This is a genomic window from Gracilibacillus sp. JCM 18860 (assembly GCF_055395245.1).
In genome coordinates this window covers 433,119-449,377 of record NZ_AP043868.1, presented here as the reverse complement: position 1 = coordinate 449,377, position 16,259 = coordinate 433,119, and the positions used below count along the sequence as shown (strand labels likewise).

Sequence of the window (16,259 nt, the reverse complement as noted above, 5' to 3'; positions counted from 1 at the left end):
TACCAAATACGTAAGGATAGTGGTTATACCTGCAGAAAATAACGGATATCGTACCACTTCCCTACGCTGGTATAAACCAGATCAGGTTCTAAGGGTCTTAAAGTAAAACTTTAATCTCAGTCTTTAGAAGACACCCCTAGTGGAATGCGTTTTTATTTAATTCGTGTATAACTATATCAAATTTTTCCAGTTTGTCAAGCTATTCTTTAAATTTGTTTCAATAAGAGAGAATCCATTATTTTCTATTCATCTTTTAAACTTTTTATCTATTGCATCTATGGATAAACTTTGTTATAGTAGTAACCAACATTTAAAACAATTGAATAGTTTGAGAATAGAGGTGCAATGACCATTAGTATGTAATCGGAGGAGATGTCGCCTGTGATGATTACAGAAAGGGGGATTTGCCGAAGTGATTAGGAATGCATCATCTTAGTCACTGGTCCTTCATTTAAGAAATGTCGGGCTGTCATATAGTCGAAGAAGCTATATGGAGGGCTATCTCACGCATCATTATCAAATAACGGTGCAACAATGATACCCTTTCATTGTTGCATTTTTTGCTGTCTAACCTGATAGTTATTAGGCGAAAACTTAATGATCTGTTATTAGTTTTCCAAAAAGGTTTGATGATGGGATAAGCTCTATTCATTTTACGTAGCGAAATTGTTTTAAAAATATGAATAGAGGTGAAGGCTAAAATGAATTTTGGACGTGTCGTAACAGCAATGGTCACACCATTTGATCAAAACGGACAAATTGATTTTAACAAAGCAGAACATTTAATTAATTATTTAATTAGTAATGGAACAGAAGGATTAGTAGTCGCTGGTACAACAGGAGAATCACCAACATTATCCAAAGACGAAATTCTTTCTCTCCTTCAATTTACTGTAAAAGTTGTGAATAAACGGATTCCTGTTATAGCAGGTACTGGTTCGAATAATACACAAGCATCCATCGAGTTAACAAAACAAGCCGAAATGTTAGGTGTCGATGCCGTAATGCTTGTTACTCCGTATTACAACAAGCCATCACAGGCTGGGATGTATGCACACTTTGAAGCTATCGCTAAAGCAACTACCTTACCAGTTATGTTATATAACATTCCAGGACGTTCGAGTGTGAATCTATTACCTGAAACTATTATTGAATTAGCCAAAATCAAAAACATAGTAGCTGTAAAAGAAGCTAGTGGTGATTTAGATGCCATGACGAGAATCATTCATGAAACATCTGAAGATTTTTCTCTTTATAGTGGAGATGATAGTCTAACACTACCAATGCTTGCAATAGGTGGAAGAGGAATTATCTCGGTTTCCTCCCATATTATTGGGAATGAAATGAAGGAGATGATTACACAATATCAAACAGGGAACCCGAAGAAGGCAGCACGTCTACATCAAGAGCTATTACCGATCATGAAAGCATTGTTTAAAGCACCAAATCCCGTACCCGTTAAATCAGCATTAGCCATGCTTGGAATGGATGTTGGCTCCGTAAGACTTCCACTCATACCTTTAGACGAAGAAGAATTGAATACATTACATCAGGATTTACATTATCTGCAAAAGAATTATTTTGTAGGATAAAGGATCTATTGGACATAAAAATACTCCCCTCAAGTAACAGATTTTTTATTTTTAACCTGTCTACTTAAAGGGGAGCATATCATTCATGATTGTGGCTTTTTCGTTTGATTTATTTTTCGATGTAATTGTTTTATCACTTCTGCTAACAAGATTGTTCTAGGTAAGAATGAATCTATTTCTAAATATTCATCCTCACGGTGTGCATTTCCACCCACTGGTCCCAATCCATCAACCGTTGGTATTCCGATCGCCGCAGTAAAAGAAGCATCTGAACCACCACCAGTTTCGGTGTCTGTTATCTTTATGTGAAGCTCATCCCCTACCTTGCGGATAATACGAAGAAGACTTTCGGTTTTCGCCGTTTTCTCCATTGGAGGACGGTTAATCTCCCCTTCTAATCGTACCTTTGTTCCTTCAATATCTGCATGAGAGGTAATGTCTTCTATCTTCTGCTCAATTTGATCCGCTTGCTCCTGTTTTCGAAATCTTACATCAATCTCCGCAGAAGCATGGTCAGATATAGTATTAACAGAGCTACCTCCTTCAATGATCCCGACATTGACATGAATACCTTTCTCTTCATCGGTAATATCATGTAATTGAATAATTTTATGAGCAAGCTCCTCTATCGCACTTCTCCCTTTTTCTGGTTCGATACCAGAATGAGCTGCCTTCCCAAATACCTCCAATGTATAATGAGCCTTCCCTCTTCTAGCTGACACAATAGCACCATTTTTTCGAGCTGGCTCCATCACTAAAGCAAATTTTTTATCCTTGGCATGGGATTCAATCAACGATTTCGAAGTAACTGAACCAATTTCTTCATCACTAGTTAATAAAATTTCTACATCATAGAAGGCCTTACTTTTTATTTCCTTCAAAGCTTTCATTGCAAAATAGACAGCAACGAGACTTGCTTTCATGTCAATAACACCAGGTCCATATGCACGGTTGTCTTTCACTAGAAATGGACGCAATTTTGCCGTTCCTTTTTCAAAAACTGTGTCCATATGTGTAATAATTAGGATAGTTGGTTTATGTTGTTGGGAAGCCCTTACAACTAAATGGTTTCCATAATCAGCTTCCGGAAATACATTAACCTTTAGCCCTAAGGCTCGATATAATGTTGCCATTAATGCCCCTATCCTATCCACCCCTGCTTTGTCAGAAGTCCCACTATCTATATTGACCAATTGTTCTAGTAAATAAAGCATATTTTCTTGTTGTTTTTCTAAATAATCGTTCATCCTATACCCTGACTTTCCACTTATAATAAGAAAATAATACTATAACCACTACAAAATTGCTATACTATTCTTAAAATCAATTTATGGAGAGGAAGGTTCATATGGAAATTTACGTGGATGCAGATGCATGCCCTGTTGTGGATACAATATTAGAGGAAGTAATAGGAAAGAATATAACCGTTCATTTAGTTCGAAGCTACAGCCACTACAGCCACCAAGACTATCCGTCTTTTGTTAAGGTAACCTATGTTGACACAGGTTCTGATGCAGTGGACTACCGAATCATAGGCATGGCAAAAGCGAAGGATATCATAGTAACACAAGATTATGGTCTTGCTGCTTTAGGATTAGAAAAAAATTGTTATGTCATTCATCATATTGGCTTCCTATATTCCAAGAAAAAAATCGACCAAATGTTAGAAGAAAGACATTTAAAAGCAAAAGCTAGAAAAGCAGGATTGCGAACAAAAGGTCCGAAGAAGCTAAGCAATGATCAAAAAGAAAGCTTCCGCCATCAATTGCGAAAGCTCATTCAAACATCTTGTTAGAAACTTATTTCTCTTCATATTTTTGTGCAATTTTACTAATAATCCAACGTTTTGCTGTGTCATCAGGAATATCGTACACTTTCCCTTCCCTCAGCAATTCGTTTTTGTAAGTGGTTTGGACAAGCATTTTTACTTTTGTCATGCAAATAACTCCTTCCTGTTGACTATTTATGATGGTTTTATGTATGTATCAAGCCAACTAATACATTCTTCTTTCCAATTTATTGTATGGAATTGATCATCCGCTAAACCAAGGCCATGTCTTCCATCTTGATAAATATGTAGATCATATTCTATCTGATGCTCTTGGAGTGCTTGCGCATATAATAAACTGTTCATCACTGGAACTGCTTGATCATTTGCAGTAGACCAAATAAACGCTGGTGAGGTTTGAGAGGTTACCAACCTTTCACAAGAGTGATTAAGTACTAATGCTTCCTCAGGATTTTCTCCTAATAGATTATTCTTACTTCCTTCATGTGTATAATCCCCCATCGAAATAACTGGATAGCAGAGTAGATGAAAATCAGGTCTTGATGTATATCGTAAAACTGGATCATTACTATCTTCTTTTGCCTCATCAAAGTCATTACTTATCATTGCGGCTAAATGTCCTCCTGCAGAAAAGCCTAGAACTCCTAACTTTTGCCCTTTGATTCCTTTCGATTCCGCATAGTAACGTGCATATTGGATCGCATATTTGGACTTATAGATGACTTCTTGATCTTTTATAGGGGCTACATTATACCGTAAAACATAGGCGTGATAGCCGTTTTTATTTAACCATTCTGCTACCGGCACCCCTTCATGATAAGCACGATGTCCATACCCACCTCCAGGAATAACTACAATAATTGGAGCCTTTCGTTTGTCTTTTAAGAAATATGGTGTTAAGCTTGGACAATCTTCATGTAATGAATCATCTTTCCAATTGATTTCTTCTTTTGTTTTCAGAAACATCAATCTCATCCTTTCTAATTTAACGCATGCATATCAACCATAAATCACCGAAAAACATCTGCTTACAAACGTAATCGACAATCATATTTTGATTTGTATACTCTACTAGTTCTATTTTACATGGAAAAGTAATTTTAGGAAATAGCCTAAAATTTTCTTAAAATCTGGGTGAATATCCCTTTCACATTTCTCCTTTAAGCATAGGCTACTATCAGTACGATAATTGCTTAGGAAAGGAGCATCCATCATGCATCCACATGGATTTCAAGAACCTCTTCATCAAGGTTATCACTATCCTGAACATGATCAACGATTTTTTGGACCAGGACCAGGGTTTGGACCGTTAGGTGCTGGATTATTAGGCTTTGGATTGGGCTTTTTAGGTGGAGAATTAATTGATGGCCCGCCAAGACCATATCCTTATGCATATCCACCATATCCGCCATATTATGGACCAACACCTTATCCACCATATGGCCCGTATGGACCTTATGGCCCGTATTAATCTGAAGCGCTACCTTGGTAGTAATCACGATGTCTTCGTCTGGATACCCTCTATTCTACATCTGCTTACTGAATGTTGATAGGTTAATCTTCCAGTATTAATGCCTAACTATCCAACGACTATCACCCAATTGGTGATAGTCGTAGCTTTATTATCACCATAAAAAATAAAATAGATCTCTATTTAGCTAGCTTTATAATAGCCGGAGATAGAGACCTACTTTTTAAAGAATAAAATATAATTGCCTAATCAATAAACCTATAGCCTAAGAAAAAGATTGATTGTTCTTTTGTAGTTTTTTTATTTTACTTAACATATCCTGATGTCTTTTCTCCTCACGAGACTTCCCTTTCCATTGAGTAACTTTCTGGATATTACTTGTTTTGATGAGATAGGGGCTTTTTTTCTTTTCTTCTGACATTAATTACCATCTCTCCTCATCCATCACCTACCATTTAATTCATATTCATAAAGTCATCTATTGAAGCAAGGCACTCAGATTACAATTGCTTTAAAGCCTTTTTCCTTAATTCTTCCAAATCTTTCGTATACCTAGTCTTAGATGACTCTGATAATTTTGTAATCGGTGATTTTCTATGATGTAAAATATCACGTATTGGTGTTGGTAATAATGTATTCGATTTCTGTGTTATTTGTTCCTTTTCTTGATTTTTTTGGGGCCTAAATTCCATTACTGTCTGAATCACAAAATTCCTCCTCCGCCACTGTTTATTTTCTCGTTTTAAAATACTCTTCATCATTTTACGGAGGAATCACATCAAATATTACCTCTTTATTCATTTTGTTTTTCAAAAAAACAAAACAAACAAGCTAGATTCGTTAAAAACAAGGCGTCCATTTCATACACTCTTTGATGATGCTCCTCGATAAATAGAAGAAATATCTCATCCTCACCAACAAATACCGGACATAGGTGAGCCATTCCTTTCCCATGCTTCTCTTCTCGATCTAATGCTACAATATCCCCATTCCATAAGGTTTCAATAACTATCGTTTCACTTGAAGCGGTTTCATCAGGTTTCACTAGGTTATCTGGCATGGTACTCCAATCTAATGTATGAGTTTGTTTAATGATTTGTATGGTTTCAATGAACAGGTCAATCGTTTCATATGGCTGCTCTTCGTTTTGTCGATTTGCTTCCACTTGATATAAATGAATACGTAGACCAAAGGCTTCCGCATAATAGCTCAAAAAGATGCTTAATGCTTCTGAGAATTCTAAGTCTCTACTGTCAATATCTGATTTGATTAAAGGAGCAATTTGAATCAATTGCGAAAAATAATTTAACTTATCCTTCTGTCTTTCTTCTAACAAACTATTTTCTTGTATATAGCTTTTTAATGGGTCGAAGGCTTGAAATTCTGTTCTCCAGATTTTTTTAATGGTAGGTGTAGAAAATACCGATATATCGATAAAAACAACTATTACAGCAAGGATTAATAGTGTCTGCCAATCTTTAATTGATAGAATTTGAACGATCCATAGAATTCCTAGACATAATACAAATAAAAAATAAAGTGTTTTTCGATATTGATAGAGGTTTTCATTGAATCGGTTATCCTCTTTATTACGGAAACTTCTCCAGCTCTGGATGTAAACATATAATATGAATAGGAGGAGAATACCTATAAGGATTGAAAAACCTAATGCTTCTTTCTCCAAATTATTCACAACCTTTCCACCAAAGAAGAAATGTAAAATATCCCATCCCCTAATTTTTCCATTTGCTAATTCCTATTTTATGCATGAGCAGGATAAATAGTACATTTCTCCAATTTTTCTTCTATTACTAGTTGACTTTTAATAATGAGAAAAGGTTGTATAAGGAAAACTAATAGAATGTCTGAAAAGAAATGTGCTCTATGCCTATAAAGAATTGCTAAAAAAATAGTACAGACTACTTTGTCTGTACTACGAATCCTTATATTAAATTCATACTTAAGTATCTTTCACCAGTGTCTGGGGCGATACAGACGACTTTTTTACCTTTCCCTAATTTTTGAGCTACTTGCATCGCAGCGAATACAGCAGCTCCTGCAGATGGTCCTACAAATATCCCCTCTTCTTTTGCTAGCTTCTTAAAGGTTTGTAATGCATCTTCGTCACTAACTTGAATAATCTCATCATAAACAGAAGTATTCAATATTTCTGGTATAAATCCTGGACTTGTTCCGACTAATTTATGTTTTCCTGGTTTTCCTCCGGATAATACAGGTGAACCTTTGGGCTCAGCTACAGCTACATGTATATTCGGTAGTTTTTCCTTCAAGGTTTCCCCTGTTCCGGTGATCGTGCCACCTGTTCCTGCAGTAGCAACAAAACCGTCAAACTGGCCCTCCATTTGGTCGAGGATTTCTAAAGCGGTAGTCTTTCGATGGATATCAGGATTGGCATGATTTTCAAATTGTTGTGGCATAAAGCTATTAGGAATTTGCTCTAATAATTCTTTTGCTCTCTTAATGGCACCAGGCATTTTCTCTTCACTAGGCGTTAGAACTACCTGAGCACCAAATGCTTTGAGAATGTTTATTCTTTCTTTCGTCATATTATCAGGCATAACGAGTATTGCCTGATATCCTTTTGCTGCTGCTGTCATCGCTAGACCAATACCTGTGTTGCCGCTTGTTGGCTCAATGATCGTAGCATTTTCAGATAATAATCCCGCTTTTTCTGCTTCTACTATCATGTTGTATGCGGCACGGTCCTTTACACTTCTTGATGGGTTAAACATCTCTAATTTAACATATACTTCTGCTATATTATCTGGAACCATTTTATTAAGCTTTACCATTGGTGTTTGACCAATTAACTCTGTCATATTTTGATAAATTTTCATCCTGCAAGTCCTCCCAACTTCTACGCTTTATCATACCAAGATATTTAGAATCTTCACAATAAACATGCTCATTTTCGCTAAAAGAAATAGGGCTTGAACAAACGTGTAGGAAAGAAGTAAAATCCGAATATTAAGCACGGAAACCGCTCTGTCAAAATACATTGCTTTATCCATAGGGCATCAGTCAATATCTGCTCAAGTAAAATTTTTCAGTCAGGTGCAACGATTTGTTAACTACTCATACTGTTTTCCACGGGAGCTTTCGTCTTTTGAAGAGCGAATAAAGACAAAACACTGAAAGTCTAGTTCTCAAAATGGTCTTTATAAAAGGTATAAAGGCCAAAATGCAAGAGACGTGCTCTCATAATGGTCTTTATCATACGAATAAAGACCAAAATACAAGAGCCGCGCTCTCATAATGGTCTTTATCTTGTGAAACTGCGATCTGTCAGAAATTTGCATGGATTTTTCTTATTCCTATTTAGTTATGTCTTCTTCGCTTTTCTCTTACTTATCCTCAACGACAATATAAGCAGCTCGTATCGGTCCATGAACACCAACAACGAGATTCATTTCAATATCTGCGCTGTTACTCGGTCCTGTGATGAAATTAATACAGGAAGAAATCTCCTCACCCTTCTCAACTTGTTGATGTACATAATCAGTTGCCTGCGTCATCCTAGGGACGATGGTTGATTTAGGGATAATCGCAATATAATCTTTTGGCAATAGACTCACCGAGCGTCCTTGTCCTTTCCTATTAAATAAAACAATGGTACCAGATTCCGCCAATGTTATATCACTAAAGGTAATCCCCACATCTGCACGCTCCGAAAATGAAATGGACTCCTCTCTATTTTCATCATTCCATTTAAACACTTCATGTTCTGGTTTTTTAGCAAAATTCTTGAAAAATTCAGGAAGCTGATACGTATGAAAACGATTGTCATAAGAATAGACAATCGATCTTGTTTGATACGATGCTAGCACTTGATCAAGTGTTTCCTGTAAGGATTCACTATTAGTCAAAAAAAAGTCAGTATGAATATGGTGACATTGTTTTTCTAATACCTCGACTAATTGGTCCTGATCAAAATCTTTCATTACCCTTCTTTGTGGATTTACCGTCCAGTCTGGTTTTTCTACTGGCTTATCGGGAGAAATGCCACCAATTTTACCTCTAATATTCTTCAAAAACTTTCCTCTATTCGTTATCGTACCCTTGCTCATTCACTATCACCTCGTTCACTTCGCTGCTTAAACCAATCACGAAATCTTTCTTGTGTTGGTTGGGGTAAATCTCTAGCATCGGTCCAATATCGCAATGGACCTGGTCCCTTCGAAATGACATTATTCTTTGAAAATGGCGTCGTTAAGAATGGTGCCATCTTCGTTGCTGTTCGATATAAATTAGCGGATTGAACGATTTGCTCAAAACCTTTCATTGCAAGACGTTCCGAAAGCGTTGATTTTTTCTCATCTTCGACGATTTTACGTCGGTGCATGATCAGTTGTTCATGTAGCGGAATTTTAACTGGACAAACTTCTGTACAGGCTCCACATAAAGAGGAAGCATAAGGCAATTCTTTGTATTCATCATAGTCTGATAACAGAGGAGATAGAACGGCTCCAATCGGTCCAGGATAAATCGATCCATAGGCATGACCACCAACATGACGATAAACAGGACAAACGTTAATACAAGCTGCACAACGGATACAATGCAGTGCTTCTTGGAATTCTGTTCCTAATATTCTAGATCTGCCATTGTCAACGATAACGAGATGAAACTCCTCTGGTCCATCTGCTTCTCCAATTTGTTTCGGCCCTGTCAGTGCTGTAATATAACTCGTTAGCTTTTGACCTACCGCTGCTCGAGTGAGTAGACTCACGACAATATCTAGTTCTTCCCAGCCTGGAACAATACGTTCCATCCCCATTACGGTTATTTGTGTTTTTGGCAAGGTGGAAACCATTCTAGCATTTCCTTCATTAGTAACGAGAGCAAAGGAACCAGATTCTGCTACAGCAAAGTTACAGCCGGTTATTCCTATATCTGCTGACAAAAATTCTTCTCTTAATTTCTCCCGCGCAAATAATGCAAGCTCTTCTGGTTGTTCTGTTTTAGCATAGCCTAATCGTTCGTGAAATACATCTCTGATTTGCTCTTTATTTTTATGCAGTGCTGGTGCGACGATATGAGAAGGTGGATCATGGTCGTCAATTTGTAAAATATACTCACCTAAATCTGTTTCAATCACTTCACACCCTATATCTTCTAATGCATCATTCATGGAAATTTCTTCTGTCACCATTGATTTTGATTTGGCGATTTTTTTGGCGTTTTTATCTTTGGCAACCTGCTGTATATACGCATTTGCTTCTTCGCCAGTCTCTGCGAAGAAAACGTGTCCACCTAGCTCTGCAACCTTCTCACTTAATTGATGTAAATAATAGTCTAAATGTTCGACAGTATGCTGACGAATTTGCTGTCCAAGTGTTCTCCACTCTTCCCAATCACCTAATTCTTCTGCAGCGTTAGCTCGGTTATTTTGTAATCTTCCTTGTGCAGACCGAACAGAACCTCGCATAAAATCATCTTGTAAACCTTTTGATACCCTTGCTTTAAAATCCTTTTCTCCTATATGCATAGGCATTATGCTTCACCTCTGCTGTTTAAGATTTCGGCAATATGTTTTACTTTTACTGGGATACCTTTCCGTGTCAAACGACCGCCTATATTCATGAGACAGCTTCCATCAGCACCTAGTAAAAGGTCAGCCTCCGTCTCTTGAATATGGGAAACTTTTTCATCAACCATTTGCTCTGAAATGTTCGACATCTTTACGGAAAAAGTACCTCCGAATCCACAGCAATCCTGACGATTCGGTAAATCTACTAATTTCAATCCTTTTACATTACTCAATAATTTAAAGGGAGCTTCCTTGACGCCTAACAATCTAGTCATATGACAAGAAGTGTGATAGGTTGCAACAGCTTGATAGCTTGCCCCCACGTCTTCAATACCCAATACATCGACGATAAATTGGGTGAATTCATAGGTTTTATTCTTTAAATCGATCGCTCGTTTTTGCCATTCGGATCCATCTTCAAATAAATGAACATATTCATGTATCATGTAAACACAAGACCCCGAAATCCCCACTACATACTCTGAATGATCAAAGGTCTCAATTAGATGCTTTGCCACCTCTATCGTTTCTTTCCGATAGCCACTATTGTATGCCGGCTGGCCACAGCAAGTCTGCGCTCTTGGAAAATCAATCTCACATCCAAGCCTTTCTAATAACTCAACAGCTGCTTTGCCTGCATTCACATAAAAAATGTCTCCTAGGCATGTAATAAAAAAGGATACCTTCATTTTCAACGCCCCTTTTAGATGATACCAATCCATAATCTTATCTTTCTATTCTATCATTCTTTTATCCGATATAGTAGAAAGGATAAACCCTTATGAAAGAGTTTATCCTACCAAAACTTCACCAATATTATCTCGTAAATGCTGCAGCAACTCCGCCATCAACAGTGACCATACATCCAGTAGTTTTTGCTGCCTTGGATGATGCTAAGAATGCAACAGATTCTGCGATATCCTCTGGTAAAATATTTACATTTAGAATTGTTCGTTTGCGATAGTGTTCTTCCAAGTCATCTGTGCCAATTCCATAAGAGGAAGCACGCTCTTTCTTCCACGAAGAATCCCAGATTTTAGAACCACGAATGACAGCATCAGGTAATACGGAATTAACACGGATGCCCAATGCTCCACCATCTGCAGCTACTGTTCTCGCTAAGTGAACTTCTGCAGCCTTTGCCGTGCTGTAGGCTGCTGCATTTTTTCCTGCATAAATGGAATTTTTGGATCCAATAAAGACCATATTCCCGCCTATTTCTTGGTTCTTCATTAACTTAAACACTTCTCTTGCCACTAAGAAATAACCAGTGACTAGAACATTTATATTCAAGTTCCATTGATCCATCGTCGTTTCTTCGAATGGACTGGAGCTTGCCAGACCTGCATTGTTTACAAGAATATCTAAACCACCATATTGAAGGATCGAATCACGAATACCTTTTTGAACTTCCTCTTCTTTTGTTACATCCATCTTCACCGCAAATGCACGATTTTCCCCATACTGGCTGTTTACATTTTTCACAAGCTCTTGGGCACCTTCTAAATTAATATCTGCTACAACAACATGTGCCCCTTCCTCTAATAAACGATAAGCCGTTGCTGTACCGATACCACCAGCACCACCAGTAACAAAAGCTACTTGACGAGAAAATTCTGCCTCTGGTGGGGCCAAGCTAAGCTTATAAAGCTCTAATGGCCAGTACTCAATTAAGTAAGATTCCTCTTCATTTAATGAAACAAAATTACCTAAGACGGTCGCACCACTCATTACAGCAATTGCTCGGTGATATAGCTGTTCGCTAATATTAGCTGCTGACCAGCTTTTTCCTGTATTCACCATCCCAAGACCTGGAATCAAAATGATACGTGGTGCGGTTTCCACAATTTGATCACCTTCACTTTTATTTCTTTCAAAATAGGCAACATATTCCTCCTGGTAGACTGCTAAACCTTCTTTAATTTTTTCTTTTAAGCTTTCAGCATTCTCTACCTGAGGATTCCAATCAATATAGAGAGGAACACGTTTTGTATGAACTAAATGATCAGGGCATGCAGCACCTATTTGAGACAGTTCTTTCGCATCGTGACTGTTCACAAACTCTAACACCTTATCGTCATCGGTATAGGTTGCAAGCATTTTCTTATCTTTACTCACTTGTCCACGAATAACTGGTAATACTTCGGCAAAGATGTTTTTTCTCTCTTCTTCTGCTAGAGTGTCGTATTTCGCTCCACCAAATAAACTTTTTCCTGCTTTTTGTTCTTCAATATATGTCTCGGCTTCGTTAATAATAGCAATTGTTTTATCATAGCTCTCTTTCGATGTTTCGCCCCATGTCACAAGCCCGTGTTTTTCCATTATGACAAGCTCTGCATTCGGATTATTTTGTACACCCTCCGCTATCATTTTAGACAATTGGAAGCCTGGACGAATATATGGAACCCATACAAAACGGTCTCCGTAAATTTCCTTTGCAATCTCCTGCCCATTATCTGCGCAAGCGATACTAATAATCGAATCTGGATGAGTATGGTCTACTTGCTTAAAGGGTAAAAAAGCATGTAACAGTGTTTCGATAGAAGATCTTGGGTGTTTTGCATCGATCATACAGTGGGAAAGATATTCCACCATCTCTTCATCCGACATCGTATCCCTTTCAAGCAGTGGTCGGATATCATCTAGCTTTAAACCAGTAAAGTTAGCAGCTTTCATGGAGGCAAGGTCTGATCCACTACCCTTTACCCACATTACTTCGATATCGTCACCTTTAAAATCCTTTTCAATTGTCTTCGTTGAAGTATTTCCACCACCAATATTAACAACAGAACGATCAGAACCTAACAGGTTAGACCGATAGACCAATGATTCTAAACCATTTAAGTCGTTAGCTTTTGTTTCATCCCATTTATTTTGCACCAATCTAATTCCTCCTCTTCCCTTATCTTTGTTTTGTTTGGTTTTCGATGTGTTTCTGTTTTCATTATACTATAAAACAAAGATAAATCAACACAAACAAATAAAAATAAATTAGATGAGGTCTATCTTATGCCTCTCTTTTTGCTAAGACTGATTGTTCATATGTCTTTACTTCATCTAACCAGTTTTCTTGTACAGGTACACCTTGCATCTCACAGTAATAATCCCAAATCGCACCAAAAGGATAAGTTTTAAACTCTTCCATTAAAGCTAAACGATCAGTGAAATTTCCCTTTTCCTGTAGTTCTTTTAATTTTTCATTTGGTAAAAGACTTGCATATAGTAATGCCTTAATCATATTTCTTGTACCAATTGTCCATGCCGCTACACGGTTAATACTAGCATCAAAGAAATCTAAGCCAATCATTACTTTATCCAATGCGTTATTTCGTACTATTTCTAGACCAATTTCTCTTAACTCATCATCGAATATGACGACATGGTCACTATCCCAGCGAACAGGACGGGATACGTGTAAGGCAAGCTTATCACTGTATAGCAACATTGCTGATATTTTATTGGAGACCATTTCTGTTGGATGATAATGTCCTGTATCCAATAAGCATAATTTATTATTTTTCAAGGCATATCCCATATAAAATTCGTGGGAACCAACTACATATGCCTCTGAACCAATACCAAAAAGCTTGCTCTCTACGGCATCAACGTTGTGTGATTCATTGATCTCTACGGAAAAAATTTCATCTAAAGAATCCTTTAAACGTTGTCTTGGTGTTAAGCGATCACTTGGAATGTCTTTATAACCATCTGGAATCCAAATATTTGTTAAAGCTTGGGTACCGAGCTCTTTTCCGAAATAGGCAGCAATCTTTCGTGATTGAATACAATGTCTAATCCAAAAATCACGCACTTCTTTATCTGGATGTGCAAGTGTTAGACCATCCTCTGCCATAGGATGAGAGAATAGGGTAGGATTGAAATCCAATCCAAGTTCATGCTCCTTTGCCCAATCCACCCAATTTTGAAAATGTTTTGGTTCTAAAGCGTCACGGTCGACCACTTCTCCCTCAGTTTCTGCATAAATGGCGTGTAGGTTTATCCGATGTTTTCCCGGGATCAGGGACAAGGCTTTTTCTAAATCGCTTCGTAATTCCTCAGGAGTTGTTGCCTTACCTGGATAATTACCAGTCACATCAATTCCCCCTGACAATTCTTGTTGATTCACTTCAAATCCTCCGATATCATCACCCTGCCAGCAATGGATAGATACGGGAACCTTTTTAACCTTCTCGAAGGCATCTTCTACGGAAATCCCCCATTTTTCATATTGTTTTTTTGCGCTTTTAAAATTATCTCTGATACTCATTTTTCTCACCTCGTATTAAATATTTTTGAATCTCAAAGGAACGATTGATCATTAATTTTGACGTTTCTCTGGAATCGATCTCTCCTGTAGTATGCATTTGTGCGATCAGATTTCCAATAGCCGTTGCTTCAGTCGGACCTGTGTAAACAGCTTTACCAGTTGCTTTAGCTAATTGCTCGTTCATATATTGGTTTTTACTTCCACCACCAATGATATTAATGGATGCATATTCCTTTCCTGTCATTTCCTCGATTTCCTTCACTGCTTGTTGATAGCTTTTAACAAGACTATTGAAAATACAAACAGCTAATTCAGCAGGTGAATGCGGAATGGCTTGATTCGTTTCCTTACAAAATGTTTGAATGGAATGAATCATGCTCTTAGGACTTAAAAAACGTTCGTCATTGACATCGACAATGGAATCAAACGCTTTCAATTGATACGCTAGATCCACAAATTCTTGAAAGCTGTATTGATCTTTTAGTTCCTTCTTTACTTCTTGAATCATCCACATGCCCATAATGTTCTTTAAAAAGCGGATATTTTCATACACACCGCCTTCATTGGTAAAATTGTACCTCATCGCTTGTTCACTAGTAATCGGTGTATCATGCTCTACGCCAATTAAGGACCAAGTTCCTGAACTAATATAAATCGACTCATCATTTGGTACAGCAACAACAGCAGAAGCCGTATCATGCGTACCAGGTAAGACAACCTTCACATCGAATCCTATATCTTTTTGGAGCTCTGGCTTTAAATACCCTAGTGTTTGCATAGGCATTTTAGGCTCTAAAAACAACTCAAGAGGAATATCTAATGCTTCAGCTATTGATTGATTCCATGTTTTGCTGTTTGCCGATAACAACTGCGTGGATGTTGCATTGGTATATTCATTTGATAACGTACCTGTTAGTAAATAATTCAAATAATCCGGTATCATGAGAAAGTGCTTTGCTTTCTCCATTAACTCAGGGTTCTCTTTTTTAAATGCATATAATTGATAAATGGTGTTAAATGGTTGAAATTGAATCCCTGTTTGTTGATAAAGCTTCCTTCGGTCAAGGATTTTAAGAATGTCATCCATTACGCCATCTGTGCGATGATCACGATAAGCGACGAAATCCGTGATACGATTTTTTTCTTTGTCCAACAGAACAAAATCTACTGCCCAAGTATCAATACCAATTGTTGTCGGTTGGTAATTTTTTTGTACACTTTTTCTTAATCCAATAACCAATTCTTGATATAAGCCATCAATATCCCAGCACAAATGACCATTTTTCATTTCCATTCCATTATCAAAACGGTGGATTTCATCAAGCTTTAGTTTACCATTAGCTAAATAGCCTGCTATGACTCTACCACTTGATGCACCAATATCTACAGCTAGATTACATTTTTGCACATTATCCCTCCCCTTATGTAAGCGGTTAATAATTTATATGTTATAGCATAAGAAAACAAAATAATATAACGTAAATTATTTATTTATTGTCCATTTTTGCAAGTGCAATTTTTTCCGATAGATGAATATTTTTCGTGTAATGTAGCAGTTTAAACACAATATGAAATAGTTTAGGAGATGA

Annotated in this window: 16 protein-coding genes and 2 riboswitches; of the genes, 3 read left to right on the top strand and 13 right to left on the bottom strand. The window is 37.2% G+C overall.

Features of this window, described 5'->3' with window-relative positions:
* Positions 1-41: 41 nt before the first annotated feature.
* Positions 42-148: riboswitch (TPP riboswitch) on the bottom strand.
* A gap of 179 nt (positions 149-327) precedes the next feature.
* A riboswitch (Lysine riboswitch) is annotated at positions 328-509 on the top strand.
* A gap of 192 nt (positions 510-701) precedes the next feature.
* Positions 702-1,592 (top strand): 4-hydroxy-tetrahydrodipicolinate synthase, encoded by an 891-nt coding sequence (gene dapA / locus ACZ5R4_RS02315; RefSeq protein ID WP_054788452.1) that lies wholly within the window; start codon positions 702-704, stop codon positions 1,590-1,592.
* Positions 1,593-1,675: 83 nt separating this feature from the next.
* Here dapA and ACZ5R4_RS02310 read toward each other — a convergent pair whose 3' ends face one another.
* Complete coding sequence (locus ACZ5R4_RS02310) at positions 1,676-2,839, bottom strand: M20 family metallopeptidase (protein ID WP_109984324.1); 1,164 nt, start codon at positions 2,837-2,839, stop codon at positions 1,676-1,678.
* A 101-nt stretch (positions 2,840-2,940) separates the two neighbouring features.
* On the opposite strand from ACZ5R4_RS02310, the gene ACZ5R4_RS02305 reads away from it, so the two are divergent.
* Positions 2,941-3,387: a YaiI/YqxD family protein gene (locus ACZ5R4_RS02305; RefSeq protein ID WP_054859415.1), complete on the top strand. Its 447-nt coding sequence runs from the start codon at positions 2,941-2,943 to the stop codon at positions 3,385-3,387.
* A gap of 4 nt (positions 3,388-3,391) precedes the next feature.
* On the opposite strand, the gene ACZ5R4_RS02300 is transcribed toward ACZ5R4_RS02305, so the two are convergent.
* Positions 3,392-3,529, bottom strand: coding sequence for a hypothetical protein (locus tag ACZ5R4_RS02300; RefSeq protein ID WP_181397492.1), 138 nt, complete (start codon positions 3,527-3,529; stop codon positions 3,392-3,394).
* 26 nt (positions 3,530-3,555) lie between these two features.
* Positions 3,556-4,347, bottom strand: a complete 792-nt coding sequence (locus tag ACZ5R4_RS02295) for an alpha/beta hydrolase (RefSeq protein WP_054788451.1) — start codon at positions 4,345-4,347, stop codon at positions 3,556-3,558.
* Positions 4,348-4,594: 247 nt separating this feature from the next.
* Here ACZ5R4_RS02295 and ACZ5R4_RS02290 point away from each other — a divergent pair, with 247 nt between their 5' ends.
* Complete coding sequence (locus ACZ5R4_RS02290) at positions 4,595-4,852, top strand: hypothetical protein (RefSeq protein ID WP_054788450.1); 258 nt, start codon at positions 4,595-4,597, stop codon at positions 4,850-4,852.
* 265 nt (positions 4,853-5,117) lie between these two features.
* On the opposite strand, the gene ACZ5R4_RS02285 is transcribed toward ACZ5R4_RS02290, so the two are convergent.
* The 10 genes from ACZ5R4_RS02285 to rhaB form a co-directional block, all read right to left on the bottom strand.
* On the bottom strand, positions 5,118-5,273 hold the full coding sequence (locus ACZ5R4_RS02285; RefSeq protein WP_181397494.1) for a hypothetical protein: 156 nt from the start codon (positions 5,271-5,273) through the stop codon (positions 5,118-5,120).
* Positions 5,274-5,352: 79 nt separating this feature from the next.
* Positions 5,353-5,559, bottom strand: a complete 207-nt coding sequence (locus ACZ5R4_RS02280) for a hypothetical protein (RefSeq protein ID WP_109984325.1) — start codon at positions 5,557-5,559, stop codon at positions 5,353-5,355.
* A gap of 86 nt (positions 5,560-5,645) precedes the next feature.
* The gene (locus ACZ5R4_RS02275; protein WP_245902309.1) at positions 5,646-6,545 is read right to left on the bottom strand and encodes a type II toxin-antitoxin system SpoIISA family toxin; all 900 of its coding nucleotides are present in this window, start codon (positions 6,543-6,545) and stop codon (positions 5,646-5,648) included.
* 250 nt (positions 6,546-6,795) lie between these two features.
* Positions 6,796-7,710 (bottom strand): cysteine synthase A, encoded by a 915-nt coding sequence (gene cysK, locus ACZ5R4_RS02270; RefSeq protein WP_109984326.1) that lies wholly within the window; start codon positions 7,708-7,710, stop codon positions 6,796-6,798.
* A gap of 507 nt (positions 7,711-8,217) precedes the next feature.
* Positions 8,218-8,940 carry a LutC/YkgG family protein gene (locus ACZ5R4_RS02265; RefSeq protein WP_464368025.1) on the bottom strand — a complete coding sequence of 241 codons (723 nt, stop codon included), beginning with the start codon at positions 8,938-8,940 and terminating at the stop codon, positions 8,218-8,220.
* Entirely contained in the window at positions 8,937-10,367 is a 1,431-nt protein-coding gene (locus ACZ5R4_RS02260) for a LutB/LldF family L-lactate oxidation iron-sulfur protein (protein ID WP_464368024.1), read from the bottom strand. The genes ACZ5R4_RS02265 and ACZ5R4_RS02260 overlap by 4 nt, the downstream gene beginning before the upstream one ends.
* A complete protein-coding gene (locus ACZ5R4_RS02255) occupies positions 10,367-11,092 on the bottom strand; it encodes a (Fe-S)-binding protein (protein WP_109984329.1) in 726 nt (241 codons plus the stop codon). The genes ACZ5R4_RS02260 and ACZ5R4_RS02255 overlap by 1 nt, the downstream gene beginning before the upstream one ends.
* Positions 11,093-11,219: 127 nt before the next feature.
* Positions 11,220-13,286, bottom strand: coding sequence for a bifunctional aldolase/short-chain dehydrogenase (locus tag ACZ5R4_RS02250; RefSeq protein ID WP_464368023.1), 2,067 nt, complete (start codon positions 13,284-13,286; stop codon positions 11,220-11,222).
* A gap of 124 nt (positions 13,287-13,410) precedes the next feature.
* On the bottom strand, positions 13,411-14,670 hold the full coding sequence (rhaA, locus tag ACZ5R4_RS02245; RefSeq protein WP_054788449.1) for an L-rhamnose isomerase: 1,260 nt from the start codon (positions 14,668-14,670) through the stop codon (positions 13,411-13,413).
* Positions 14,654-16,078: a rhamnulokinase gene (gene rhaB, locus ACZ5R4_RS02240; protein ID WP_054859419.1), complete on the bottom strand. Its 1,425-nt coding sequence runs from the start codon at positions 16,076-16,078 to the stop codon at positions 14,654-14,656. Before rhaB ends, rhaA begins: the two co-directional genes overlap by 17 nt.
* Positions 16,079-16,259 lie beyond the last annotated feature (181 nt).

What these genes read in the sequence shown, in the direction of transcription:
- dapA (WP_054788452.1), top strand. Translation starts at nt 702, where the DNA reads ATGAATTTTGGACGTGTCGTAACAGCAATGGTCACACCATTTGATCAA.
- ACZ5R4_RS02310 (WP_109984324.1), bottom strand. Translation starts at nt 2,839, where the DNA reads ATGAACGATTATTTAGAAAAACAACAAGAAAATATGCTTTATTTACTA.
- ACZ5R4_RS02305 (WP_054859415.1), top strand. Translation starts at nt 2,941, where the DNA reads ATGGAAATTTACGTGGATGCAGATGCATGCCCTGTTGTGGATACAATA.
- ACZ5R4_RS02300 (WP_181397492.1), bottom strand. Translation starts at nt 3,529, where the DNA reads ATGACAAAAGTAAAAATGCTTGTCCAAACCACTTACAAAAACGAATTG.
- ACZ5R4_RS02295 (WP_054788451.1), bottom strand. Translation starts at nt 4,347, where the DNA reads ATGTTTCTGAAAACAAAAGAAGAAATCAATTGGAAAGATGATTCATTA.
- ACZ5R4_RS02290 (WP_054788450.1), top strand. Translation starts at nt 4,595, where the DNA reads ATGCATCCACATGGATTTCAAGAACCTCTTCATCAAGGTTATCACTAT.
- ACZ5R4_RS02285 (WP_181397494.1), bottom strand. Translation starts at nt 5,273, where the DNA reads ATGTCAGAAGAAAAGAAAAAAAGCCCCTATCTCATCAAAACAAGTAAT.
- cysK (WP_109984326.1), bottom strand. Translation starts at nt 7,710, where the DNA reads ATGAAAATTTATCAAAATATGACAGAGTTAATTGGTCAAACACCAATG.
- ACZ5R4_RS02265 (WP_464368025.1), bottom strand. Translation starts at nt 8,940, where the DNA reads ATGAGCAAGGGTACGATAACGAATAGAGGAAAGTTTTTGAAGAATATT.
- ACZ5R4_RS02260 (WP_464368024.1), bottom strand. Translation starts at nt 10,367, where the DNA reads ATGCCTATGCATATAGGAGAAAAGGATTTTAAAGCAAGGGTATCAAAA.
- ACZ5R4_RS02255 (WP_109984329.1), bottom strand. Translation starts at nt 11,092, where the DNA reads ATGAAGGTATCCTTTTTTATTACATGCCTAGGAGACATTTTTTATGTG.
- rhaA (WP_054788449.1), bottom strand. Translation starts at nt 14,670, where the DNA reads ATGAGTATCAGAGATAATTTTAAAAGCGCAAAAAAACAATATGAAAAA.